The sequence below is a fragment of the Kitasatospora sp. NPDC048540 genome, from assembly GCF_040651175.1.
Taxonomy (GTDB): domain Bacteria; phylum Actinomycetota; class Actinomycetes; order Streptomycetales; family Streptomycetaceae; genus Kitasatospora.
Map to the genome: position 1 here is coordinate 52,898 of NZ_JBEZIR010000012.1, position 22,031 is coordinate 74,928.

The window sequence follows — 22,031 nt, forward strand, 5'->3', positions numbered from 1 at the left end:
AGGTGGCGACCGAGCGCAAGAAGATCCTGCTGCGGCTGGACCCGGCCGTCCACGACGCCCTCGCCCGCTGGGCCGCCGACGAACTGCGCAGCACCAACGCGCAGATCGAGTTCCTGCTGCGCCGGGCGCTGACCGACGGCGGCCGGATGCCGGGCGGCGTCGCCCGGATCCCGGCCCGCGGCCGGCCACCGAGGAGCCCCGCTCCCGGCCCGCCGGAGGAACCGTCCGGCGGGAGGACGGACCCGGGAGGGCCGGACGGGCCGGACGGCGGGCAGCCGTAGCGCCGCCGGTGGCTGGGTCGGCGACGCCAAGGGCCGGGTGACGGAGGACCGGTCGGGGCGGCGGGCGAGGTCGGACAGGTGGCCGGCGGGCATGGGCGTCCTCCCGGTGCGGGGCGGTCGGTGCTGCTGCGACGGACCTTCCACCACCGCCCCGCCCGCATGCCCCGGCCGGTCGCGAGCCACCGGAACGTGGGACGGCCGGCGGCCCGGAGTGGACGCGCCGGCCGTGACCCGGTGTCAGCCCACCCCGTGGGAGGCCCAGAAGTCCGCGCGGGCCAGCACGCTGGTGTCGGAGTTGTCGGTGAAGAAGCCGTCCACGCCGAGGTCGTACAGCCGCCGCGCCCAGCCGATCGCGTCGCCGTAGGCCGCCGGGTCGGTGCCGTGGCGGAAGTCGGCGGGCAGGAAGCCGTTCTCGTTGCGGACCGTCCACGGGTGCAGCACCAGCCCGGCCCGGTGGGCGTCCGCGACCAGGGTGGTCGGCGGCTTGAGCCGGCCGGTGGCCGGGTCGGTCGGGGCGATCAGCTCGGTGGTCGGCCCCAGGCCGTGCGAGAAGGTGGCCAGCCAGCGCAGCCCGTCGGGGGTGACCAGGTCGGCGACGGTGCGCTTGTCCCCGGCCAGCACGAAGTCGTACGGCTGGGTGGTGGGGCCGCTCAGCAGCTGGATCCGCGGGTTGCCGACCAGCTCGGCGAGGCGCTGGAGGCTGCTCGGCTCGAAGGACTGCAGGATCGCCCGGCCCTGCCGGCCCGCCAGCCCGGCGCGGCGGAGCTCGTCGGCGAGCCGCTCCTCCAGCGGGAGGCCGATCGAGCGGAAGTAGCTGGGGTGCTTGGTCTCGACGTACAGCCACACGTCGCGGCCGAGGGTGCGCGAGCGGCGCGCGGCGAACTCGATGACCTCGCGGAAGGTCGGGATCGGCCACCGGCCGTCGTACAGGGTGTTGCGCTGGCGCTGCTGCGGCAGGCGCTCCTTGGCGCGCAGGGTGCGCAGCTCGGCGAGGGTGAAGTCCTCGGTGAACCAGCCGGTCAGCGCCACCCCGTCGACCGTCTTTGTGGTCCGGCGGCCCGCGAACTCGGGGTGGTCGGCGACGTCGGTGGTCTCGGCGATGTTGTTCTCGTGCCGGACCACCAGCTGGCCGTCCTTGGTCGGCACCAGGTCCTGCTCGATGACGTCGGCGCCCAGCTCCAGCGCCAGCTCGTACGAGCCGAGGGTGTGCTCGGGACGGTAGCCGCTGGCGCCGCGGTGGCCGATGACCAGCGGGTGCGGCAGCCGGTCGAGGCCGGTTCCGGTGTGCACCGGCGGCCGGGTGCCGGCGGCCGGCCGCTGAGCGGCGGAGGGCTGCGGACCGGACGCGTCATCGGCGGCGGCCTCGCCCGCACCCGCGGCCCCCAGCGCGGCCACCCCGAGGCCGACGGCCCCGGTTGCGCGCAGGAACGAGCGGCGGGAGGACTGTTCCTCGGTCGGACGGTTCGTCATGTGCTGTGCTCCCTGCTGGAGTTCCGGCGCATTCCGACCCGCACCCTAGGCGCCGCGGCCGGACCGGCCGGTGAACCCGGGACGAACCGGCCGCCAACCGGTGCCGAATGCATGACAACCCGTCGGACCCTACTCCCGAGGCCCGCGCCGAGGTGGTGCGGTGGCGGTGTTCCGGCCACCCGGCGGTGCCGGGTCGGTCGGCCGGGTCCGGGGCGGCCGGGTCAGGCGGCAGGGCCGAGGCGCCGTACCGCCACCGCCGCCAGGGCCGTGCAGCCGGCGAGGACCGCCCACAGGGCGCCCGGGCCGACCGCGAGCAGGGCGGTCAGGGCGGCCGGCGCGGCGGCCCGGCCGAGACCGGTGGACAGTTCCCAGCGGGCCAGCGCCCGGCCCAGCAGGTGCGGCGGCGCCTCGGCCACCACCAGCGCCGTACCGGACCCGGCGTAGAGGATCTCGCCGAAGGTGTACAGCACCGAGACGCCCGCCACCGCGGCCGCACCAGCGGTACCGCCGAGGCCGCCGCCGGCCCAGAACCCCAGGTAGGACAGGGCGAGCAGCCAGCCCGCCGCGCCGAACACGGTCCGGCGCGGGTACCGCGCCAGGCGGGTCACGACCGCCACCTGAGCCGTGATCACCAGCAGCGTGTTGCCGACGAAGATCCCGGACGACCAGGCGGGGGAGGCGTGCAGCCGGGTCACCAGGAGGGCGGGCAGCGCGACCTCCAGGACGTCGAAGCAGAACGCGAACGGCAGGTTGGCCAGGCTCAGCCGTCCCAGCCGTCCCAGCCGTCCCAGCCGTCCCAGCCGTCCCAGCCGTCCCGGCCGGCCGGGACCGGCGGTGCCCGGCACGGCCTTCCCGGGCGCCGCGGTCCCGGGGGCCTGCGCGGGTGCCGCCCGTTCCGCTCGCTCCGCAGTCACCCGCATCGACAGCACCAGCCCGGCCGCCAGCAGACAGCCCGCGGCGGTGAGTGCCGCCAGCGCCCGCAGGGTGCCCGCGCCGCCGGCCAGCGCCACCGTGGCGATCAGCGCGCCCGCGCCCAGACCGGCGTTGCGCAGCGAACGTCCGGCCGCCAGCGCGGTGTCGCGGACCCGGCCGTCCGCGAGCGTCGCCACCATCGCCGCGTGCGTGGTCGGCCAGGACTGGCTGCCGATGCCCAGCAGCACGGCCGCCGCCGTGAACGCCCCCGTGCCGGGTGCCGTCAGCAGCACCCCCACGCCGGCCGCCCGGACCAGCAGGGTCGCCGCGACCGGCCGGCTCCGGGCACCGCGGTCGATCCAACGGCCGGTCAGCGGCACCACGGCCAGCCCGGCGAGCATGCCCGACGACAGTGCCAGCCCGGCCCGTCCGGCGTTCAGCCCGAGCACGCTCACGCCGTACAGCAGCAGGAACGGCCGCAGCAGGCCGGCCCCCAGCGCGTCCACCACCAGCGCCACCGCGTACCGGGCGCCGCCCGCCGCCGCCAGCGAGCGGACGGCGCCGGGCCCGCCGCGTCCCGGGCGCGCGGCGGGCCCGGGGCGGGAGGTCGGGGCGGGGCACGGAGCGGGGGCGGGTTTCTCGTCGATCACGGTCATGGGCGTCACCCTGCGTCCGGTCCGCCCGCCCGGGCACGCGGGTTGACGGTTTTCGTCAACCGGCGTCGGCCCGCGCCGGTCCACCTGCGAGGATCGGCCGGGTGAGCCTGACCATCGACATCACCGGACTGCCGCCCGAGCGGCTGCTCTTCACCCCCTCGCCGCTCGCCGAACTGTCCGCGATGCTGCACGTGCTCGCCGAGCCCGCGCACCACCCGGACCTGCACGGCTGGGCCGCCGCGACCACGGCCGCGATCTGCCCCGAACTGGCCGACCGGCTGCTGGAGGCGGACTTCCTGTGGCGCTCCTCCCGGGCCGACTTCCTGGTCCCCGGCCTGCCCGGCGCGAGCCTCGCCGATGAACTCGACGCCGTTGACCGGCTCGACGACGAGACGTACGCCGCCGCCTCCCTGGTCGCGACCTGCGGCTCCTCCCGGCTGTCCCTGCGCTCCCGCTCCCCGCTGGCCGACCCGGCGGCCCGGGAGCGCGCCCGCGACCTCGCGCTGGCCCGCGGTCCCCGGCAGGCGGCGTTCGCGGACCGGCTGCTCACCGACCCGCCGGCCGTCCGCGCGCGGATCCGCCGGCTGCTGGAGGACTGCGCGGAGGCGTTCTTCGCCGACGCCTGGCGGCAGGTCCTGCCCGGGCTGGCGGCCGACGCCCGGCACAAGGCGGATCTGCTCGCCCGGCGCGGTCCCGCCGAGGCGCTGGCGTCGATCTCGCCCGCCGTCGCCCACCACGCGGAGGAGGCCGGTCCGGCCCGCATCGTCGTCGACAAGCTGCAGGACAACTCCACCAGCGCGGTCGGCGCGGGCGGCGTCACCTTCATCCCCACCGCCTTCGGCCGCCCGCACCTGGTGGTCGTGTACGCCCGCGGCTGGCGGCCCGTCCTGCAGTACCCGGTCGCCGAACCGGGCCTGCCCGAACCGGTCTCGCTGGCCCTGGTCCAGCAACGGCTGGAGGCGCTCGCCCACCCGGTACGGCTGCGGCTGGCCCGCACCATGGCCCGCGGCGCGCACACCACCGGGGAACTGGCCGAGGCCTGGCAGCTCACCGCCCCCGAGGTCTCCCGCCACCTCGCCGTCCTGCGCAAGGCCGGCCTGCTCAGCACCTCCCGGCGCGGCCGCTACCTGCTCCACCGGCTCGACCTGACGACCAGTGGGCGGCTCGGCGCCGACCTGCTGGAGGCCGTCCTGCGGTAGCCGTCCGGAGGGTGGCCGGCCGCTGTCGGGCCGGGGCTGTCGGTGCCGGGTGGCAGGCTCGGGGCCATGGACAAGGCGGAGTTCTGGCAGTTGATCGCGGTTGCCCGTGGAGGCGTTCTCGACCCGTCCGACGGCGAGGCGGTGGCCGAGCGGGCCGCCGGTCTGCTCGCCGCCCGGCCGCGCGCGGAGATCCTCGCGGCTCAGCAGGTGTTCTGGGACCTGATGGCCGAGTCCTACCGGACCCCGCTGTGGGCCGCCGCCTACCTGCTCAACGGCGGCTGCTCCGACGACGGCTTCGACTACTTCCGCGGCTGGCTGATCACCCAGGGCCGGGAAGCCTTCGAATGCGCCGTCGAGCGGCCCGACACGCTGGCCGGACTGCCCGCCGTGCGGGCGGCGGTGGCCGGGTCGGCGGAACTGGAGTGCGAGGAGGCCCTGGGCATCGCCTGGGACGCCCACCTCGCGGCCACCGGAAGCGAACTCCCCGACGACGCCTTCACCATCACCTACCCCACGCCGGGCGGTGGAGACGGTGACGGTGGCGGCTTCTGGGACTTCGACGACGACGCCGAGATGGCGGCCCGGCTGCCCCGGCTCACGGCGCTCCTCGCCGAGTAGCGGCGGCCGGGGCTCCCGGGCCGGTCCTCCGCCGGCCGCCCGTTCCCCTGCCGCCTGCTCTCATGCGCCGGCGACGCCCGGCGCGTCGCCGTCGGCCCGGAGGTCCGCCAGCCGCTCGCCGGCCTCGGCGAGGTCCTCGGGGGTCGGGGCGTCGTCCTGGGTGAGGTCGAGCCGCCAGTACCCGGCGAACTCCACCGACCGGCGGTCCAGGCGGCGTTCGCCGACCAGGTGCCGCCGCAGAGCCCGGACGGTGCCGGCCTCCCCGGCCAGCCAGGCGGACCCGGTGCCCGGCGGCAGCAGCGCGCCGCGTACCGCGTCGACCAGCGCGGTGCCCCGGCCCGCCGGGACGCCGTCGCGGTGCAGCCAGTGCACGGTCAACTCGCCTCGGGTGGGGAAGGGTTGCTCCTCGTCGCGGTCGGCGACCTCCAGGTACGCGATGGCCCGCGCGCCCTCCGGCAGCGCCTCCGCCAGCCCGGCGACGGCGGGCAGCGCGGTCTCGTCCCCGGCCAGCAGCAGCCAGTCGGCGGGTCGGGGCGCCCGGGCGTACGCGGCGGAGGGGCCGACCATGCCCAGCACGTCGCCGGACGCGGCGGCGGCCGCCCATCGGCCGGCCGGGCCGCAGTCGCCGTGCAGGACGAAGTCGACGTCGATCTCGGCGCGGTGGGGGCGGCGGGCGCGGACGGTGAAGCTGCGCATCCACGGACGCTCGTGCTCGGGGATCGCCAGGAACGCCTGGTACCAGCGCATCACGTCGCCGTCCGGTTCGGCCGCCGGGAGCCTCGGCCCGGCCTGGCCGGGCCGGGGGAAGCAGAGCTTCATCTGCTGGTCGGGCCAGCCCTCGCCGAGCTCGGCCAGGGCCGGGGCGGTGAAGGTCACCCGCGTCGTACGCGGGGTGATCCGGTTGACCGCCGTCACTCGGATCAGTGATACCGGCAGCTGCTCCATGAGCCCTCCTCCTGATATCTTTATGCCGTAAAGAGATCCTCTCGGCTGCGCCACTTTACGACATAAGGAGATGTGCGGTGACGGTATTCGCCGGGCAGGGCGACCCCCGCCGCTCGATGGCCCTGCTCTGGCTCCCCCCGGGCCCGGCCGACCGGCCGCGCACCGGCCCGGGACCCAAGCCCGCCCTCAGCGTCGGCGCGGTGGTCGACGCGGGCATCGCGGTCGCCGACGAACAGGGGATGGCCGCGCTGTCCATGCGCGCCGTCGGCGAGCGCCTCGGGCGCACCGCGATGGCCCTCTACACCTACGTCCCCGGCAAGGGCGAACTGCTCGACCTGATGCACGACCGGGTGCTGGCCGAACTGCTCGCCGACCTGTCCGCCGAACCCGGGCCCACCGCCGAGCCGGCGCCCGCCGAGCCCGAGCCCGGCACTGCGGTCGGCCGTGGACTCCCGCCGCACCCGGCCGGACCGTCCTGGCGGGCGGACGTCACCCGCTGGGCCGAGCGCTGCTGGGCCTTCCACCTCCGCCACCCCTGGGTCCTGCTGATCTCGCAGGCCAGGCCGGTGCTCGGACCCAACGAGTACGCGGTGGTGGAGGCGCTGCTGCGGGCCCTCGCCGGGACCGGTCTCGGCGCCGGGGTGCTGCGCCGGGCCGCCGGCGTGCTGGTCAACCACGTCCGCGGATCGGCGCAGGCGGTGGCCGAGTCCCGACAGGCCGCGGCGGCGACCGGGGTGTCGGACGAGCAGTGGTGGTTCGCGCGGGCGTCCCTGCTGCCGGAGCTGGCGCCGGACTTCGCCGAGCGCTACCCGCTGCTGACGGCCGTGGAGCAGGACCGCGCGGCCGATTTCGGCCCGCCCGACCGTGGCGCGGACGGCGAGCCAGTCCCGTACCTGGAAGGCGAGGCCGCGGCGACCTTCCGGGCCGGGCTGGTCCTGCTGCTGGACGGCCTCGCGGCGGCGGTCGCGGCCGCCGGGCCGGATCCCGCGGCCCGCCCCGACTGACCCGCGCCGCCCGCCGCCGCCGGAATGTTTCAGGCGTCGGCACGGACCACCGGTGCTGTGGCAATTCTGGGTAAATTCACCGGCCGTGGCCCGGTGAGGGCGTTGGAGCCGGGAAGTTCGTCGGCTACCGTAACCGCCACGAGACCGGATCCTCCCGCGTACCAGCCCGGGGGCGGTCGCGCCGGACGGGCCGCCCGTCAGCGCGCGACGGCCGTCGGCGCAGCCGCACCGCGCAGCCGTACCGCGCGGGCCGGGGGGAGCGCTCGGGGCACAGTGCGGTGCCCGCCCCCACCGTGACCTTCCCACCCGAGGTACGCGCCGATGAAGCTCACCCCCCACGAGCAGGAGCGCCTGCTCGTCCACGTGGCCGCCGACGTGGCCCGCGCCCGCCGCGCCCGCGGCCTGCGGCTCAACCACCCCGAGGCGGTGGCCCTGATCACCTCGCACGTACTGGAGGGCGCCCGGGACGGCCGCACGGTCGCCGAGCTGATGGAGTCCGGCCGTCAGGTGCTGGGCCGCAAGGACGTGATGGAGGGGATCGCCGAGATGATCCCGGACGTCCAGGTCGAGGCGACCTTCCCGGACGGGACCAAGCTGGTCACCGTGCACGGACCGATCCTGTGACCCCCGGTGAGATCCTGTACGGCGACGGGGAGATCGGCCTCAACGCCGGCCGGCCGGTGACCCGGCTGACCGCCGTCAACGCGGCCGACCGCCCGGTGCAGGTCGGTTCCCACTACCACTTCGCCGAGGCCAACCCCGGCCTGGAGTTCGACCGCCGGGCCGCGTACGGCCTGCGGTTGAACGTCCCGGCCGGCACCGCCGTCCGCTTCGAGCCGGGCATCCCGATGGAGGTCGAGCTGGTCCCGATCGCCGGCCGCCGCGAGGTGTACGGGCTGCGCGGCGAGGTCGCCGGAGCGCTCGATGGCTGACCGCCCGGCGCACGCGAGCGGCCACGCGCTGCACCTGTCCCGCGAACGCTACGCCGACCTGTACGGGCCGACGGTCGGCGACCGGATCCGGCTGGCCGACACCGACCTGCTGATCGAGGTCGAGGAGGACCGCAGCGCCGGCGGCGACGAGGCGGTGTTCGGCGGCGGCAAGGTGATCCGGGAGTCGATGGGCCAGTCCCGGGCCGGCCGCGCCGACGGCACGCCCGACACCGTGATCACCGGCGCGGTGGTGCTCGACCACTGGGGCGTGGTCAAGGCCGACATCGGCATCCGGGACGGCCGGATCACCGCGCTCGGCAAGGCGGGCAACCCGGAGACCATGGACGGCGTCCACCCGGAGCTGGTGATCGGCCCGGAGACCGAGGTGATCTCCGGCAACGGCAAGATCCTCACCGCCGGTGCGGTCGACGCCCATGTGCACTTCATCTGCCCGCAGTTGGTGGACGAGGCGCTCGCCTCCGGCGTCACCACCCTGATCGGCGGCGGCACCGGCCCGGCCGAGGGCAGCAAGGCGACCACCATCACCCCGGGCCGCTGGCACCTGGCCCGGATGTTCGAGGCCATGGACGGCCTGCCGGTCAACATCGGCCTGCTCGGCCGCGGCAACACCGTCAACACCGAGTCCATGCACGACCAGCTGCGCGCCGGGGCGCTCGGCTTCAAGATCCACGAGGACTGGGGGGCGACCCCCGCCGCGATCGACGCCTGCCTGCGGGTCTGCGACCTCACCGGCGCCCAACTGGCCATCCACACCGACACCTTGAACGAGGCCGGGTTCGTCGCCGATACCCTGGCCGCGATCGCCGGGCGCGGCATCCACGCCTACCACACCGAGGGCGCGGGCGGCGGCCACGCCCCCGACATCATCACCGTGGTCTCGCAGCCCAACGTGCTGCCCAGCTCGACCAATCCGACCCGCCCGCACACCGTCAACACCGTCGACGAACACCTCGACATGCTGATGGTCTGCCACCACCTCAGCCCGCACGTCCCCGAGGACCTGGCCTTCGCGGAGTCCCGGATCCGCCCCTCCACCATCGCCGCCGAGGACGTCCTGCACGACCTGGGTGCGATCTCCATCATCAGCTCCGACTCCCAGGCGATGGGCCGGATCGGCGAGGTGGTGATGCGCACCTGGCAGACCGCGCACGTGATGAAGCGGCGCCGCGGCGCGCTGCCCGGCGACGGGCGGGCCGACAACCACCGGGCGCGCCGCTACGTCGCCAAGTACACCGTCAACCCGGCCGTCGCCCAGGGCGTGGACCACGAGATCGGCTCGGTCGAACCGGGGAAGCTCGCCGACCTGGTGCTCTGGTCGCCCGCCTTCTTCGGGGTCAAACCCGACCTGGTGCTCAAGGGCGGCCAGATCGCGTGGGCGCAGATGGGCGATGCCAACGCCTCCATCCCCACCCCCCAACCCCTGCTGCCGCGGCCGATGTTCGGCGCCACCGGCCGGGCCCCGGCCGCCAACTCCGTCAACTTCACCGCCCAGGCCGCGATCGACGACGGGCTCCCGGAGCGGCTCGCCCTCGGCAAGGCGTTCCGGCCGATCCGCAGCACCCGGGCCGTCACCAAGGACCACATGGTCAACAACACCGCCCGCCCCGACGTCCGGGTGGACCCCGACACCTTCACCGTGACCATCGACGGCGAGCCGGTCACTCCCGCCCCGGCCACCGAACTGCCGCTCGCGCAGCGGTACTTCCTCTTCTAGATGACCACCGCCCCGATGCCGCCGGTGTCCGCCCTGCTACTGCTCGCCGACGGCCGCTTCCCGGCCGGCGGCCACGCCCACTCCGGCGGCGCCGAGGCCGCCGTCAAGGCCGGCCGGATCCACGACGTACCGAGCATGACGGCCTTCCTCACCGGCCGACTGCACACCACCGGACTGGTCGCGGCAGCCCTCGCCGCCGCCGCGGCCGACGTCGACCCCGACCTCGACACGCTGGACCGGGCCGCCGACGCCCGCACCCCCTCGCCCGCCCAGCGCGCCACCAGCCGGCGCCTGGGCCGCCAGCTCCTGCGCGCGGCCCGCGCCGCCTGGCCGCACCCCGCCCTCGACACCCTCCACCACCGCCACCCGCGCGGCGCCCACCAGAGCGTCGCGCTCGGCGTCACCGCACGCGCCGCCGGACTCGGACCCGGCCAGGCCGCCGCCCTCGCCGCGTACGAGAGCGTCAACGGCCCGGCCACCGCCTGCGTCCGGCTGCTCGGCCTCGACCCCTACCAGGTCGCGGCCGCACTCGCCCGGCTCGGCCCGCAGCTGGACGCGGTCGCCGCCGACGCGCTGGCCGCCGCCCGGACCGGCGACCTGCCCACCACCTCCGCCCCCCTGCTCGACGTCTACGCCGAGCAGCACGCCTCCTGGAAGGTGCGTCTCTTTGCATCGTGACCACGTCGACCTCCACGACGCCCCCGCGCACCACGGCTACACCGACCACCGCACCGGCGACGACCGGCGCCGCGCCCTGCGGATCGGCCTCGGCGGACCGGTCGGCTCCGGCAAGACCGCCACCGTCGCCGCGCTCTGCCGCGCCCTGCGCGACGAACTCTCGCTCGCCGTCGTCACCAACGACATCTACACCACCGAGGACGCCGAGTTCCTGCTGCGCAACGCCGTCCTGCCGCCCGAGCGGATCATCGCGGTGGAGACCGGCTGCTGCCCGCACACCGCCATCCGCGACGACATCTCCGCCAACCTGGAGGCCGTCGAGGAACTGGAGGACGCACTCGGCCCGCTCGACCTGATCCTGGTCGAATCCGGCGGCGACAACCTCACCGCCACCTTCAGCCGCGGCCTGGTCGACCACCAGATCTTCGTCATCGACGTCTCCGGCGGCGACAAGATCCCCCGCAAGGGCGGCCCCGGCGTCTCCACCTCCGACCTGCTGGTGATCAACAAGACCGACCTCGCCCTCCTGGTCGGCGCCGACCTCGGCGTGATGGCCCGCGACGCCGCCGCCCAGCGCGGCGACCTGCCGACCCTGTTCTGCTCCCTCGCCGCCCCCGACGGCATCGACCCGATCGCCGCCTGGGTACGCGCCCGGCTGCACGCCTGGACCGCCGTTGACCAGCACGCTTGAGGCGCTCGCCCGGATCGTCGCCGAGCCGGACGGACGGGGTGGCACCGCCCTGCCCGTGCTGGCCGGCGCCGGTCCGATCGCGCTGCGCCGCACCCGCGGCCACCGGGTCACCATGATCGGATCGATGGCCGCCCCGCTCGGCGGCGACCGGCTCGCCGTCCGCGCCGAGCTGCGGCCCGGCGCCGTCCTCGAACTCACCAGCGCCGCCGCCACCATCAGCCTCCCCGGCGCGCAGCCCGGTCCCGCCCGGCTCACCGTCGACCTCACCGTCGCGGAGGGCGCCCGCCTCGACTGGCTGCCCGAACCCGTGGTCGCCGCCACCGGCAGCCACCTGGTGCTGACCACCCGCATCACCCTGGCCCCCGGCGCCGTCCTGCGCCTGCGCGAGGAGCAGGTGCTCGGCCGCCACCACGACCACGCCCGCGGCGCACCGCCCGGCCGCCTCACCTCCCGGCTGACGGTCCACCAGGCCGGGTACCCGATCCTCGACCAGCAGACCGACCTCGGCCCGGGCGCCCCCGGCTGGGACGGCCCGGCCTCCCTCGGCGGCCACCGCACCCTCGGCCAGCTGCTCACCGTCGGCCTGCCCGCACCCCCGGCGCCCCCGCCCGACGCCGACGCCGCCCTGCTCATGCTCCCCGGAACGGCCGCCACCCTGCTCACGGCCCTCGCCCCGGACGCCCTGGCCCTGCGCCGCCTGCTGACCGCGCCCGCCCGCTGACCGTGCCCGCCCGTCGGTCCCGGCTGTCAGTGGGACGCCCTACGGTCCGGGCCATGGGGATCTACCTGGTGAGCATCGGCGGGTCGGAGTGGTTCGGCGAGGACGAGGAAGGATGGGCGGTGGCCGCCACGGCCGTCAACGCCGAGCTGGTGCGGCGCGGGCGGCCACCGTACGTGGACGTCCCGGAGGAGCCGGCCTTCGTCCGGGGCTCGGGGCAGGCCTTCGAGGAGAAGCTGGTCCCGCCGATGGCCGGGTTCCTGGCGCTGTGCGAGGCGCAGCTGACGCCGGAGCAGACCGAGACGCTCTGCGGCTGGTCGGTGCTGCTGCCGGTCCCCCTGGAGGAGGACTGCTGGGTGCCGCTGGAGGCCGACGACCCGGAGCTGCACCTGGTGGCCGGAGCCCCGCAGGTGCTGGCGCTCGCGGAGCGGCTGGCCGCCGCCGTCGGGCTGCCCGCGGAAGTGCCGCAGATGTGCGACAACCTCGATCTGACGAACTGGTTCCTGGACGGCACGGCCCAGGAGCTCGCCGCCGTCCGCCCGGGCCCGTGGGGCGCCGACCTGGACGCGGCCTTCTACGTCGCGCTCTTCCTGCGCGCGGCCCAGCACTCGATCCGGCGCGGCTGCCCCCTGGTGTACTCGTGACCGCCCCGGCCCGGACGGGATGAGGACACCGGCGGGCGGCCGCGCGCCCGGGGCGGCCGCGCCGGTGCCGGCCCGCTGTCGGCGTTGCGCGAGCACCTGCGGGAGTCGTGCTGGGGCGCGCCGCTGGTGGCCCGGGTGGCGGCGGTGGGGCCGGCCTGGGCGACGGACCGGCTGGAGGTCCGCCGGACACGCCACGGGCCCCGTCCCACCCGGAGGTGGAACGGGGCCCGTGGCGCGGCGGGGGCCGGCTCAGCCGGCCTCGGCCTGCCGGCCGCGCCGGTCGAGCGAGGCCAGGTAGGCGTTGTAGGCGTTCAGCTCGGCGTCGCCGTCGCGGTCGGCGGCGCGGTCGCGGCGGCGGGCCTGGCGCTCCTCGGACTTGGCCCACTGGAGGGTCAGCGCGATCAGCACGATGGCGGTCGGGATCTCGCCGAACGCCCAGGTGATGCCGCCGGCGATCTTCTGGTCGTTCAGCAGGTCGGTGCCGGGCGGGGCGGTCGCGGCGGTGAAGGTGGTGACCAGCGGGTGGGTGGCCATCATCACCGCGACGCCGAAGAAGGCGTGGAACGGCATCCCCATGAACAGCTCGATGATCCGCATCACGAAACCGGGCCGGTGCGGCCCCGGGTCGACGCCCATGATCGGCCAGAAGAACAGCATCCCGACCGCCAGGAAGTGCACCATCATCCCGATGTGCCCGAGCCGGTACTGCATCAGCAGGTCGAACAGCGGGCTGAAGTACAGCGCGTACAGGCTGGCGATGAACAGCGGGATGGTGAAGGCCGGATGCGAGACGATCCGCACGTACCGGCTGTGCAGCAGCGCCACCAGCAGTTCGCGCGGGCCCTTCCCGCTGCCCTTGCGGGCCGGGCGCAGCGCGCGCAGGGCGAGCGTGATCGGGGCGCCGAGCAGCAGCAGGATGGGGGAGAGCATGCTCAGCACCATGTGCTGGATCATGTGCGCGCTGAACAGCACCATGCCGTAGTCGTTCAGCCCGGTGTTGGTGACCAGGACCAGGGTGCCGATGCCCGCCACCCAGGCGATCATGCGGCCGACCGGCCAGCGGTCGCCGCGGCGCCACAGCCGGACGGCGCCCGCCGTGTACAGGCCGAGGGCGAGCAGGGCGCCGATCAGGAACGGCCAGTCGGGTGACCAGCTGAGGCTGGAGGAGAGGGTGAACGGGCCGAGCGTCGTCCCGTGGTGGTGCATTCCTGCCATGCCGTCGCCCATCGGCGCGTCCTGCTTTCCCTCGTGGTGCGTCGGGCGGGCCGGCCCCGGCGGGTCCGGTTTCCTCCGTTTTGCTTCGGACCCACCCTAGGCGGGGCTTAACCGCGGCCCGTACCCGCCCCCGTACCCGCCGCCCGGCCGGGTGGTCAGGCGGCGCTGCGGTACTGCATCCGCAGGAACCCGTCGAAGACCCGGGCGCCGAACAGCCGGCGGGTGTGCACTAGCGCCTTCGCGGCGGGCGTGACCAGGTAGCGGGTGCGCGGGCGGGGCGAGCGGACGGCCTGCTCGATCACCTTGGCGACGGTCTCCGGCGGTGCAGAGAGCAGGGCGTTGCGGTAGCCGTCGGCCATCTGCTGGTCGGCGGTGGTGTTGAGGGCGGTGTACGGTCCGGCCGCGGGGGCCGAGCCGGCCAGGGTACGGGCGGCGGTGTCGCCGAACCGGGTGCGGATCAGGCCGGGCTCGATCAGGCTGACCTTGATCCCGAAGGGCGCCGCCTCGAACCGCAGGGCGTCGGTGAGCGCCTCCACCGCGTACTTGCTTGCGTGGTAGTAGCCGCCGGCCGGGAAGACGATCCGGCCGCCCATCGAGCCGACGTTGACGATCCGGCCGTGGCCGGCCGCGCGCATGGCGGGCAGCACCAGCTGGGTCATCCGGGCCAGCCCGAAGACGTTGGTCTCGAACTGGCGGCGCACCCCGTCCAGGTCGGTCTCCTCGATGGTGCCGTACTCGCCGTACCCGGCGTTGTTGACCAGCGCGCCGACCGCGCCGTGCTCGGCCTCCACGGCCCGGACGGCGGCGGCCATCGACTGTTCGTCGGTGACGTCCAGCGGCAGCACCCGGGCGCCGGCCGCGGCCAGGTCGGCGATCGAGTCGGTGCTGCGGGCGGTGGCCCAGACGGTGAGGTCGCGGCGGTTCAGCAGGCGCTCGGCGGTGGCCCGGCCGATGCCGGAGGAGGTACCGGTGATCAGGACTGCGGTGGTCATGACGGCTCCAGGGAGGTGGTGGGGGAGTGGGCGAGGCCGGTGACCATCAGGCGCACGCCCTGGCGCAGCCGGCGGGCCGGCGCGTCGGGGTCGGTGAGGTCGGCCTCCAGGCCGCGGGTGAAGGCGAGCAGGAGCTCGGCCAGCTCGAGCGCCGCGGCCCGGGAGAGGCCGGCCGGGGCGAGGTCGGCGAGCAGCTCGCGCATGGCCGCCTCGTACGCGGTGATCAGCTCGGCGGACAGCCTGGCGTCGACGCCGAGCAGCTCGGCGGCGTGTGCCGGGCTGTCCTGCCACATCCGCTGGACCAGGCCGAGCTTGCCGGCCAGCGCGGCGGCGAGCCGGTCGGCGGGGTCGTCGGCGGGTCGGGCCGCGGCGGCGCGCGACTCGGCGAGGGCCCGGTCGAGCAGTTGCCCGGCGAGCCGGCGGAAGGCGTCCTCCTTGTTGCGCACGTACTGGTACACCGACGGGCGCGACATCCCCGCCTCGCGGGCGATGTCCTCCATCGTGGTGCGCCGTACGCCGTGGCGGGCGAAGCAGGCGTAGGCCGCGTCCAGGATCAGGGTGACCTTCTCGTCCTCCGACATACTGACAATGTTTGCACAGAATGTCAGAACGTCAAGGGCCCGGCCGGCCTCCGCCCGGCGAGTCCGGTGGAGCGGGCCGCGCGGCCGTGGTGGACTCCCGTGTCGGGGTGGAATGTCCGGTCCGATATTGTTCTTGCTCGAAACAAATCACGTCTGGAGGCCTTGATGACCACCGCCCCGTACCGGGCCGCCGAAGAGCGCTACGACGGTTCCATGCGCTACCGCCGCAGCGGCCGCAGCGGCCTGGACCTGCCGGAGATCTCGCTCGGCCTGTGGCACAACTTCGGCGACGACCGCAGCTTCGAGACCCAGCGCGCGATCCTGCGCCGGGCCTTCGACCTCGGCATCACCCACTTCGACCTGGCCAACAACTACGGCCCGCCGTACGGCTCCGCCGAGGCCAACTTCGGCCGCCATCTGGCCGCCGACCTGCACCCCTACCGCGACGAACTGGTGATCTCCACCAAGGCCGGCTACGACATGTGGCCCGGCCCGTACGGCGAGTGGGGCTCGCGCAAGTACCTGACGGCCAGCCTCGACCAGTCGCTGCGCCGGATGGGCCTGGAGTACGTCGACATCTTCTACTCGCACCGCTTCGACCCGCGGACCCCGCTGGAGGAGACCATGGGCGCGCTCGCGTCCGCGGTCCGCCAGGGCAAGGCGCTGTACGCCGGCATCTCCTCGTACAACGCCGAGAAGACCAAGGAGGCGGCGGACATCCTGCGCGGCCTCGGGGTTCCGCTGCTGATCCACCAGCCGTCGTACTCGATGCTCAACCGGTGGATCGAGGACGACGGGCTGCTCGACGTGCTGGAGGCCGAGGGCGCGGGCTGCATCGGCTTCGCGCCGCTCGCCCAGGGCATCCTGACCGACCGCTACCTCTCCGGCATCCCCGCCGACTCGCGGGCCGCCCAGGGCAAGTCGCTCGACCCCGGGGCGATCACCGAGGAGACCCTGCACAAGCTGCGGGCACTGAACGACATCGCCGCCCGCCGCGGCCAGTCCCTGGCCCAGCTGGCCCTCACCTGGCTGCTGCGCGACCCCCGGATGACCTCCGCCCTGATCGGCGCCTCCTCGGTCGCCCAGCTGGAGGCCAACGTGGCCGCCCTCCAGGGGCCCGCGCTCGGCGACGACGAGATCGCCGAGATCGACCGGTACGCCACCGACGCCGGCCTCAACCTCTGGGCCCGCTCGACCGAGGGCTGAGCGCCGCCGGCCGGGTCACCGGCCGCCGCTCCTCCCGGACTGCCCGCTCCACTCGCCCGACGGCCCGGCGGCGACCGCCACCGGGCCGTCGACCCGGCTGCGGTCGATGCTCAGGGTCACCCCGCCCCAGGTCTCCCGCACATCGCCCGCGTACTGGTGGATCCGCCGGTGACCGGCCCACAGGTCGTCGGACAGGCCGCCGGTGCTGCCGGTGCCGCCGGTGTCCTGGCGGCCGTCCCAGCGCGCGTACCAGAGCGCGTCCGGCACCGGGGTGCGGCCGGCCCGGGCGGCGGCCGCCAGGTCACGGACGCCGGAGTCGAGACTGGAGTAGACGCCGGACAGGTAGCCCGCCCGGTGGAGCTCCTCGGTCCAGCCGGCGGCCGCGTCCGCCACGGCGTCGCCACAGGCCGGGTCCGCCCCCGGGGCGTACGCCTCGATGTCCAGGTAGACCGGGCTGCCCTCGCCCAGGCCGAGCTCGGCGAGGGCGGCCTCCGCCTCCTCGGCCTCCTGCCGGCCCTGCTCCCGGGCGCGGTCCGGGTCGAACTTCGCGGGCTTGCCGGCGCTGACGTTGCAGGGGGCCTGCAGGCCGACGTGGGTGGGGATCAGCCGCCACCCCATCGCCTGCACCTCCCGTACCCAGGAGGCCGTCAACTCCGGCTGCTTGCAGGCCCGCTGACTTCCACTGAGGTAGATCCCGACCGCCTCGTACGGCGAGTCGTCCCACCACGCCTGCATCGTCCCCAGCGGCGGCGCGGTACAGGCGTCGAAGCCGAGCCCGTCCACCACCTCCACCGGCGGGCCGGGCTCGTCGGCCCGTGCGGTCGCGTTCGCCGCGGGCAGCAGCAGGGCCAGGGCGGCCGCGGCGAGGGCGGTCCGTCGGGACGGTGGGCGCATGCCCGCGAGCCTGCGCCACCGGTCCCCGCCCGCCCGGCGGGCGCGCCGTACGGCCGGGCATGTCGCACCCGTACGGCGGGGCGCGTCGCACCCGGCGCCACCGCGGGCCCGCCGTAGGGTGGCCGGGTCGACGGGGGGTACGAAGGAGAGGCCCGTGCGCGCACCCGTACCCACCCGATGGACCGTCACCGCGCTGGCGCTGCTGCTGGTCGCGGTGGCCGCCGCAGCCGCACCGAGCCCGCCCGCCGGGCTGACGGCGCGACAGCTCGCCGGACAGCGGGTGATCTACTCGTACCAGGGCCTCGCTCCGCCCGAGGACCTGCTGGCGGAGATCCGCGGCGGCCGGGCCGCGGGCGTCATCTTCTTCAAGGACAACTACGCGGACGCCCGCCAGTTCGGATCGGCGGTCCGGCAGCTGCGCGAGGCGCGGCGCACCAGCGGCGTCCGGACACCGCTGCTGCTGATGACCGACCAGGAGGGCGGCCCGGTACGGCGGGTGCCCGGCGCGCCGGAGCTGTCCGCGCGGGCCGTCGGCTCCTCCGCCGACCCGCGGGCCGCGGCGGCCTCGGCCGGGAGCGGCGCCGGGGAGAACCTCGCGGGCCTCGCGCTCAACGTCAACCTCGCCCCGGTCCTGGACGTCTACCGGACGCCCGGCAACTTCATCGACCGCAAGGAACGTTCCTTCAGCAGCGACCCCCAGGCGGTCGCCGAACTCGGCGGCACCTTCCTCACCGCCCAGCAGCGCACCGGCGTCGCCGCCACCGCCAAGCACTTCCCGGGCCTGGGCACCGCGGCCACCGCCGAGAACACCGACCTGGCACCGGTCACCCTGCCGGTCGACGAGGCCACCCTGCGGACCGTCGACGAGGCGCCGTACCGGGCCGCCGTCGCCGCCGGGGTACGCCTGGTGATGCTGTCCTGGGCCGTCTACCCGGCCCTGGACGCGGACCGGCCGGCGGGCCTGTCGCCCGCCGTGGTCGGGCAGGAGCTGCGCGGCCGGCTCGGCTTCCGCGGTGTCACCCTCTCCGACGCCCTGGAAGCGGGCGCGCTACGGGACTTCGGCGACACCGGCCACCGCGCGGTGGCCGCCGCCACGGCCGGCGTGGACCTGCTGCTCTGCTCGTCCGGCGACCCGGCCCAGGGCCGCGACGCCACGACCGCCCTCGCCGACGCCCTCACCTCCGGCCGCCTCGACCCCGCCGCCTTCGCCCTCGCCACCCACCGGATCGCCGACCTCCAGGCACACCTGGACTGACCGGGCCGGACCGTTCGCACGACCGGCCCGGCCGGCACCGCGACGGACGGTGAACGGGAGGCGGGCCTCCGCCCGAGTGGGTCCCGCCGCTCATCGGGGGCGAACGGCCTTGACGTGGGCCGGGCCTGGCCCGGCGGCAAGCGAGCGGCCCCGCTCGCGGCGGGCGGGAACGAGGTGCGCCGGAGCCGGGTGCCGGGCAACAGGCCTGCCCTGCCACTTCCGTGGGAGGCCTGGCCTGGCCAGCGGCCTCCCGAGGAGCTCAGGGGCGGGCGATCAGAGCACCAGGTCGTCGTGGTCGTCGAAGATCCAGCCGTCTTCGTGGAGGACCTCGAACAGGTGGCCGTCGGCATCGGTGAAGTACCCGCTGTGGCCCCAGGCGTTCGGGCCGGCCGGACGGGTCACGGTGGCGCCCAGCTCGGCGGCCCTGGCCATCACCCGGTACACCTCCTCGGCGCTGCGGGCCACGTACGCCAGCGCGAAGCCGGCGAAGCCACCCTGGTCCCGGTCGGGCAGACCGGCGTCGGCTGCGAAGGCCGCCCGGGACTGGAACGCGACCGCGACCCCGCCCAGTTCGAACAGTGCGAGCCCGTCCGAGCCCGCCGTCGACCTCTTCCAGCCCAGCGCCTGGTAGAACGCGACCGAGGCGGCGACATCGCGCACACCGAGCAGAATCAGATTGAGCCGCTGTCGCATCTCGTCCTCCTGGGAACCGGCACTCGGCCCGTCATCCTGCCATCCCCGGCCGACACCGCCGTCGCGGCTCCGTAGCGGGTGGCGATGCGCGGGCGGCGCGGGTGGTTTCCATCCGTACATGTCACAGCCTTGTCCCGAGGGTGGCCCGGGCGGAACGGTTCGTCCGGGCGGGCGGTCCTGGGTTTCGGAATCCCGCTCGCACCGAGCACCAGGCACCGCCACCTCACCCGGAGGAACACACCGTGCGCGTCCGCAAGTTCGCCTTCGCCGTCCTGGCCGCCTGCGCGGCCCTCACGCTCAGCGCCTGCCAGGACGACGGTTCGGGCACCGCGCAAGGCGCCCCGGCCGCTGCCCCGACCACGGCCACCGGCGCCTCCCCCGGCGGCGGGCCGGCTTCGGGCGGGCAGGCCTCGACCGGGCCGGCTTCCGGGGCTCCCGGGAAGGGCGGCACCTCGCCCACCGCCGCTCCGACCGGCCCCGCCGGGGGCGGGCAGAGCACCAAGTGCAAGACCTCGGACCTGACCATCACCGCCGCCGATCGCACCATCACCGGCGACGCGGAGAACACCGTCGTGGTCGAGCTGAAGAACCACAGCGGCAAGGACTGCACGCTCTCCGGATACGCGGGCGTGGACCTGAAGACCTCCGCGGGCACGCTGTCCGCGAAGCGCTCCGGCGAGCCGGTCGTCACGGGCGTCGTGAAGACCGGCAAGTCGACGTACTTCGGCATCAGTTACCCGGCCAACACCTCGGGCGGCTCAGGCGTCCGGATCACCGGTCTGGTGGTGACCCCGCCGGACGAGACCCACCCGGTCACCCTGCCCTGGCCGGGCGCCGGCTCGCTGCCGGTCACGGACGGCAGCGGATCCCCGGTGAAGATCGGCCCGATGGGAAGCGCCGGCCAGGGCGAATGACCCGGCGCGGGGGCCCGCCACTCAGGTACCCAACGGGCGTTGCTGCCAGCGGAACGCCTGGCTGTCGTAGTAGTTCTGACTCTGCGTCAGCTGATCGCCGGACCCCGGATGGTCGGCCTTCGGCCAGTGCTTCAGGCCGATGAGCAGGCCGTCGGCGGCGTTCACGACCATGCCGTTGTCGCAGAACGTCCAGACCTGATCCGCGTTCGAGGCCGCGCAGTCCTCCTGGACCAGGAGGGCGCCGTCGGTCGTGCTGCCCCCGGTGCCCAGGCAGCGGCCGGTGCCGAGGTTCTTGATGCGGGCGTTGCCACCGGCGGGAAGCAGGATCCAGGTCTGGTCGGCGCTCCGGTCGCAGTCGTGCTGGGTGATGGCGCCACCGGGGTCCGCCTGGGCGCACAGGCCGGTCATGGCGTTGACCATGGACCGCGAACCCGGGGGCGACGACGGGGAAGCGGCGGACGAGCCCGGGGGAGCGGACGCCGAGGGGGCGGAGGAGGACCGCGCCGCGGGCGGCAGGGCGAAGGCGGCGGCCGGCGTGGCCGACACGGTCGGGTCCTGGCCCGCGGGCTCCCGCACCGGGGCGGCGGTCGGCGCCGCAGCCGGGTGGGACGGGTGTGACAGGTTCGGCGCGATGGCGACGGCGGCGACGGTCGCACCGGTGACGGCCGCCGCCGTCCACGCGACCTTCGCACTGGCCAGCCGGCGTGCGACCCCGAACTTGGCGGCAGCCAGGTGGACGCCGTGCCCCGCCGCCGACGGCCAGAGGCTCACGGGGTGCCAGAGCAGGATCCCCGCGGGCAGGATGGCGCCGAGGCGGCCGTTGAGGTCCCGCAGGTCGCGGCTGGCCCGCGCGCAGTCGGCGCAGGACCGGAGGTGGCGGTCGAGGTCGCGGGCGACGCGCTTGTCCGGCCTGCGGACGGAGGTGGCGATCAGCGCGCCGAAGTGCCGGCACTCCTCGCTGGCGGTCTGGTCGAGGTGGGCCCGCAGATAGGCCTCGCGCAGGCCTTCGCGGGCGCGGGCGACCAGTGAACCGACGCCGCCCGCGGTGATGCCGAGACGCCGGGCGGTCGCATCGGCGGCCTCGTGCTCGACGACCGAGTGCCACAGCACGGCCTGCCAGCGTTCGGGCAGCGACCGGTAGGCGCGCAGGACGAGCGACACCTCCTCGGCGGCGAGCACGGCCCCTTCCGCGTCGTGGCCCGCGGGCAGGGTGTCGGCCCAGGACTCGAAGTCGTCCGACAGCTGGGTGCGCGCGCCCTCGCGTGCCCAGTCCACGGCGGTGCGGCGGACGCAGGTCAGCAGGTAGGCGCGCCAGGCGTGCTGGGGTCCGGCCCCGGAGACGACCGAACGGTAGGTGCGGGCGAAGGCCTCGGCCGCGAGATCGTGGGCGGTGGCGGCGTCCCGGCAGCAGGTGCGGGCGTAGGCGAGCACGGCCGGGTGGTGACGGGCGAACACCTCGCCCATCACATCGCGGACGGTCGGCCCCGCCGGGGACGCGGGCTCGCGCAGCAGGACGGCCAGCTGCGCATCGGTCAGATCGGTCAAGTCCGTCCGGGTCTCCGTCGCCAGTACGCGCAACGCCCACTCCTGTCTGCTCGCCGATGCCCGGTCGGTCCTGGCCGACGGCCATGTCCGCCGCGCGAGGACGGGCTGCGCCGACCGGATAGCGCGCAAGTGTGCCATGTCCGCCGACCTGTCCGGCAACGGGCGCTCTGCCGCGGACCCGGCCGTTCCGGTACGCGGCGCGGGGCGGGTGCCGGGTGGGCGGGTGCCCGTCGATGAGGGCGCGGGGGCCGGC

Annotated in this window: 23 protein-coding genes; 14 read left to right on the plus strand and 9 right to left on the minus strand. The window is 75.4% G+C overall.

All coding sequences use genetic code 11. The features are described from left to right. Nucleotides 1-2: 2 nt before the first annotated feature. Nucleotides 3-281: a hypothetical protein gene (locus AB0D08_RS07660; protein ID WP_033818493.1), complete on the plus strand. Its 279-nt coding sequence runs from the start codon at nucleotides 3-5 to the stop codon at nucleotides 279-281. A gap of 237 nt (nucleotides 282-518) precedes the next feature. On the opposite strand, the gene AB0D08_RS07665 is transcribed toward AB0D08_RS07660, so the two are convergent. Continuing rightward, nucleotides 519-1,751, minus strand: a complete 1,233-nt coding sequence (locus AB0D08_RS07665) for a glycerophosphodiester phosphodiesterase (protein WP_359886870.1) — start codon at nucleotides 1,749-1,751, stop codon at nucleotides 519-521. 221 nt (nucleotides 1,752-1,972) lie between these two features. Beyond that, nucleotides 1,973-3,319: an MFS transporter gene (locus AB0D08_RS07670; protein ID WP_359886872.1), complete on the minus strand. Its 1,347-nt coding sequence runs from the start codon at nucleotides 3,317-3,319 to the stop codon at nucleotides 1,973-1,975. A gap of 101 nt (nucleotides 3,320-3,420) precedes the next feature. Between AB0D08_RS07670 and AB0D08_RS07675 the strand changes: the two genes are divergently transcribed. Both AB0D08_RS07675 and AB0D08_RS07680 read left to right on the plus strand, forming a co-directional pair. Next, nucleotides 3,421-4,518 carry a DUF5937 family protein gene (locus AB0D08_RS07675; RefSeq protein ID WP_359886875.1) on the plus strand — a complete coding sequence of 366 codons (1,098 nt, stop codon included), beginning with the start codon at nucleotides 3,421-3,423 and terminating at the stop codon, nucleotides 4,516-4,518. A gap of 66 nt (nucleotides 4,519-4,584) precedes the next feature. Continuing rightward, nucleotides 4,585-5,136 carry a DUF4240 domain-containing protein gene (locus tag AB0D08_RS07680; RefSeq protein WP_033825163.1) on the plus strand — a complete coding sequence of 184 codons (552 nt, stop codon included), beginning with the start codon at nucleotides 4,585-4,587 and terminating at the stop codon, nucleotides 5,134-5,136. Between the two features lie 60 nt (nucleotides 5,137-5,196). Here the strand turns inward: AB0D08_RS07680 and AB0D08_RS07685 are convergent, their stop codons facing one another. After that, a complete protein-coding gene (locus AB0D08_RS07685; RefSeq protein WP_033825162.1) occupies nucleotides 5,197-6,081 on the minus strand; it encodes a siderophore-interacting protein in 885 nt (294 codons plus the stop codon). 77 nt (nucleotides 6,082-6,158) lie between these two features. On the opposite strand from AB0D08_RS07685, the gene AB0D08_RS07690 reads away from it, so the two are divergent. The 8 genes from AB0D08_RS07690 to AB0D08_RS07725 all read left to right on the plus strand — a co-directional run bounded on the left by AB0D08_RS07690 (nucleotide 6,159) and on the right by AB0D08_RS07725 (nucleotide 12,483). Continuing rightward, nucleotides 6,159-7,085, plus strand: coding sequence for a TetR/AcrR family transcriptional regulator (locus tag AB0D08_RS07690; RefSeq protein ID WP_033825161.1), 927 nt, complete (start codon nucleotides 6,159-6,161; stop codon nucleotides 7,083-7,085). 321 nt (nucleotides 7,086-7,406) lie between these two features. Continuing rightward, nucleotides 7,407-7,709: an urease subunit gamma gene (locus AB0D08_RS07695; protein WP_033825160.1), complete on the plus strand. Its 303-nt coding sequence runs from the start codon at nucleotides 7,407-7,409 to the stop codon at nucleotides 7,707-7,709. Beyond that, on the plus strand, nucleotides 7,706-8,017 hold the full coding sequence (locus tag AB0D08_RS07700) for an urease subunit beta (protein WP_033825159.1): 312 nt from the start codon (nucleotides 7,706-7,708) through the stop codon (nucleotides 8,015-8,017). Before AB0D08_RS07695 ends, AB0D08_RS07700 begins: the two co-directional genes overlap by 4 nt. Then, the gene (locus AB0D08_RS07705) at nucleotides 8,010-9,752 is read left to right on the plus strand and encodes an urease subunit alpha (protein ID WP_359886880.1); all 1,743 of its coding nucleotides are present in this window, start codon (nucleotides 8,010-8,012) and stop codon (nucleotides 9,750-9,752) included. The genes AB0D08_RS07700 and AB0D08_RS07705 overlap by 8 nt, the downstream gene beginning before the upstream one ends. Further along, entirely contained in the window at nucleotides 9,753-10,430 is a 678-nt protein-coding gene (locus tag AB0D08_RS07710; protein WP_033825156.1) for an urease accessory UreF family protein, read from the plus strand. Continuing rightward, nucleotides 10,420-11,121: an urease accessory protein UreG gene (gene ureG / locus AB0D08_RS07715; protein ID WP_033825155.1), complete on the plus strand. Its 702-nt coding sequence runs from the start codon at nucleotides 10,420-10,422 to the stop codon at nucleotides 11,119-11,121. Before AB0D08_RS07710 ends, ureG begins: the two co-directional genes overlap by 11 nt. Continuing rightward, nucleotides 11,105-11,842, plus strand: a complete 738-nt coding sequence (locus AB0D08_RS07720) for an urease accessory protein UreD (protein WP_359886883.1) — start codon at nucleotides 11,105-11,107, stop codon at nucleotides 11,840-11,842. Before ureG ends, AB0D08_RS07720 begins: the two co-directional genes overlap by 17 nt. A gap of 53 nt (nucleotides 11,843-11,895) precedes the next feature. Further along, entirely contained in the window at nucleotides 11,896-12,483 is a 588-nt protein-coding gene (locus AB0D08_RS07725) for a hypothetical protein (protein WP_033825154.1), read from the plus strand. A gap of 249 nt (nucleotides 12,484-12,732) precedes the next feature. On the opposite strand, the gene AB0D08_RS07730 is transcribed toward AB0D08_RS07725, so the two are convergent. The 3 genes from AB0D08_RS07730 to AB0D08_RS07740 form a co-directional block, all read right to left on the minus strand. Next, on the minus strand, nucleotides 12,733-13,689 hold the full coding sequence (locus AB0D08_RS07730) for a cytochrome c oxidase assembly protein (RefSeq protein WP_359886928.1): 957 nt from the start codon (nucleotides 13,687-13,689) through the stop codon (nucleotides 12,733-12,735). A 164-nt stretch (nucleotides 13,690-13,853) separates the two neighbouring features. Next, nucleotides 13,854-14,690 (minus strand): oxidoreductase, encoded by an 837-nt coding sequence (locus tag AB0D08_RS07735; protein ID WP_033825153.1) that lies wholly within the window; start codon nucleotides 14,688-14,690, stop codon nucleotides 13,854-13,856. Then, on the minus strand, nucleotides 14,687-15,271 hold the full coding sequence (locus tag AB0D08_RS07740; protein ID WP_033825152.1) for a TetR/AcrR family transcriptional regulator: 585 nt from the start codon (nucleotides 15,269-15,271) through the stop codon (nucleotides 14,687-14,689). The genes AB0D08_RS07735 and AB0D08_RS07740 overlap by 4 nt, the downstream gene beginning before the upstream one ends. 165 nt (nucleotides 15,272-15,436) lie before the next feature. Here AB0D08_RS07740 and mgrA point away from each other — a divergent pair, with 165 nt between their 5' ends. After that, complete coding sequence (mgrA, locus tag AB0D08_RS07745; protein ID WP_033825151.1) at nucleotides 15,437-16,477, plus strand: L-glyceraldehyde 3-phosphate reductase; 1,041 nt, start codon at nucleotides 15,437-15,439, stop codon at nucleotides 16,475-16,477. A 15-nt stretch (nucleotides 16,478-16,492) separates the two neighbouring features. Here the strand turns inward: mgrA and AB0D08_RS07750 are convergent, their stop codons facing one another. Further along, complete coding sequence (locus AB0D08_RS07750; RefSeq protein WP_359886887.1) at nucleotides 16,493-17,371, minus strand: DUF1906 domain-containing protein; 879 nt, start codon at nucleotides 17,369-17,371, stop codon at nucleotides 16,493-16,495. Nucleotides 17,372-17,525: 154 nt separating this feature from the next. Between AB0D08_RS07750 and AB0D08_RS07755 the strand changes: the two genes are divergently transcribed. Then, the gene (locus tag AB0D08_RS07755; RefSeq protein WP_359886889.1) at nucleotides 17,526-18,626 is read left to right on the plus strand and encodes a glycoside hydrolase family 3 N-terminal domain-containing protein; all 1,101 of its coding nucleotides are present in this window, start codon (nucleotides 17,526-17,528) and stop codon (nucleotides 18,624-18,626) included. Between the two features lie 273 nt (nucleotides 18,627-18,899). On the opposite strand, the gene AB0D08_RS07760 is transcribed toward AB0D08_RS07755, so the two are convergent. Continuing rightward, a complete protein-coding gene (locus tag AB0D08_RS07760; RefSeq protein WP_359886892.1) occupies nucleotides 18,900-19,319 on the minus strand; it encodes a VOC family protein in 420 nt (139 codons plus the stop codon). Nucleotides 19,320-19,561: 242 nt separating this feature from the next. Between AB0D08_RS07760 and AB0D08_RS07765 the strand changes: the two genes are divergently transcribed. After that, entirely contained in the window at nucleotides 19,562-20,233 is a 672-nt protein-coding gene (locus AB0D08_RS07765) for a DUF4232 domain-containing protein (RefSeq protein ID WP_359886894.1), read from the plus strand. Nucleotides 20,234-20,254: 21 nt separating this feature from the next. On the opposite strand, the gene AB0D08_RS07770 is transcribed toward AB0D08_RS07765, so the two are convergent. Further along, entirely contained in the window at nucleotides 20,255-21,778 is a 1,524-nt protein-coding gene (locus tag AB0D08_RS07770) for a sigma-70 family RNA polymerase sigma factor (RefSeq protein ID WP_359886895.1), read from the minus strand. Nucleotides 21,779-22,031 lie beyond the last annotated feature (253 nt).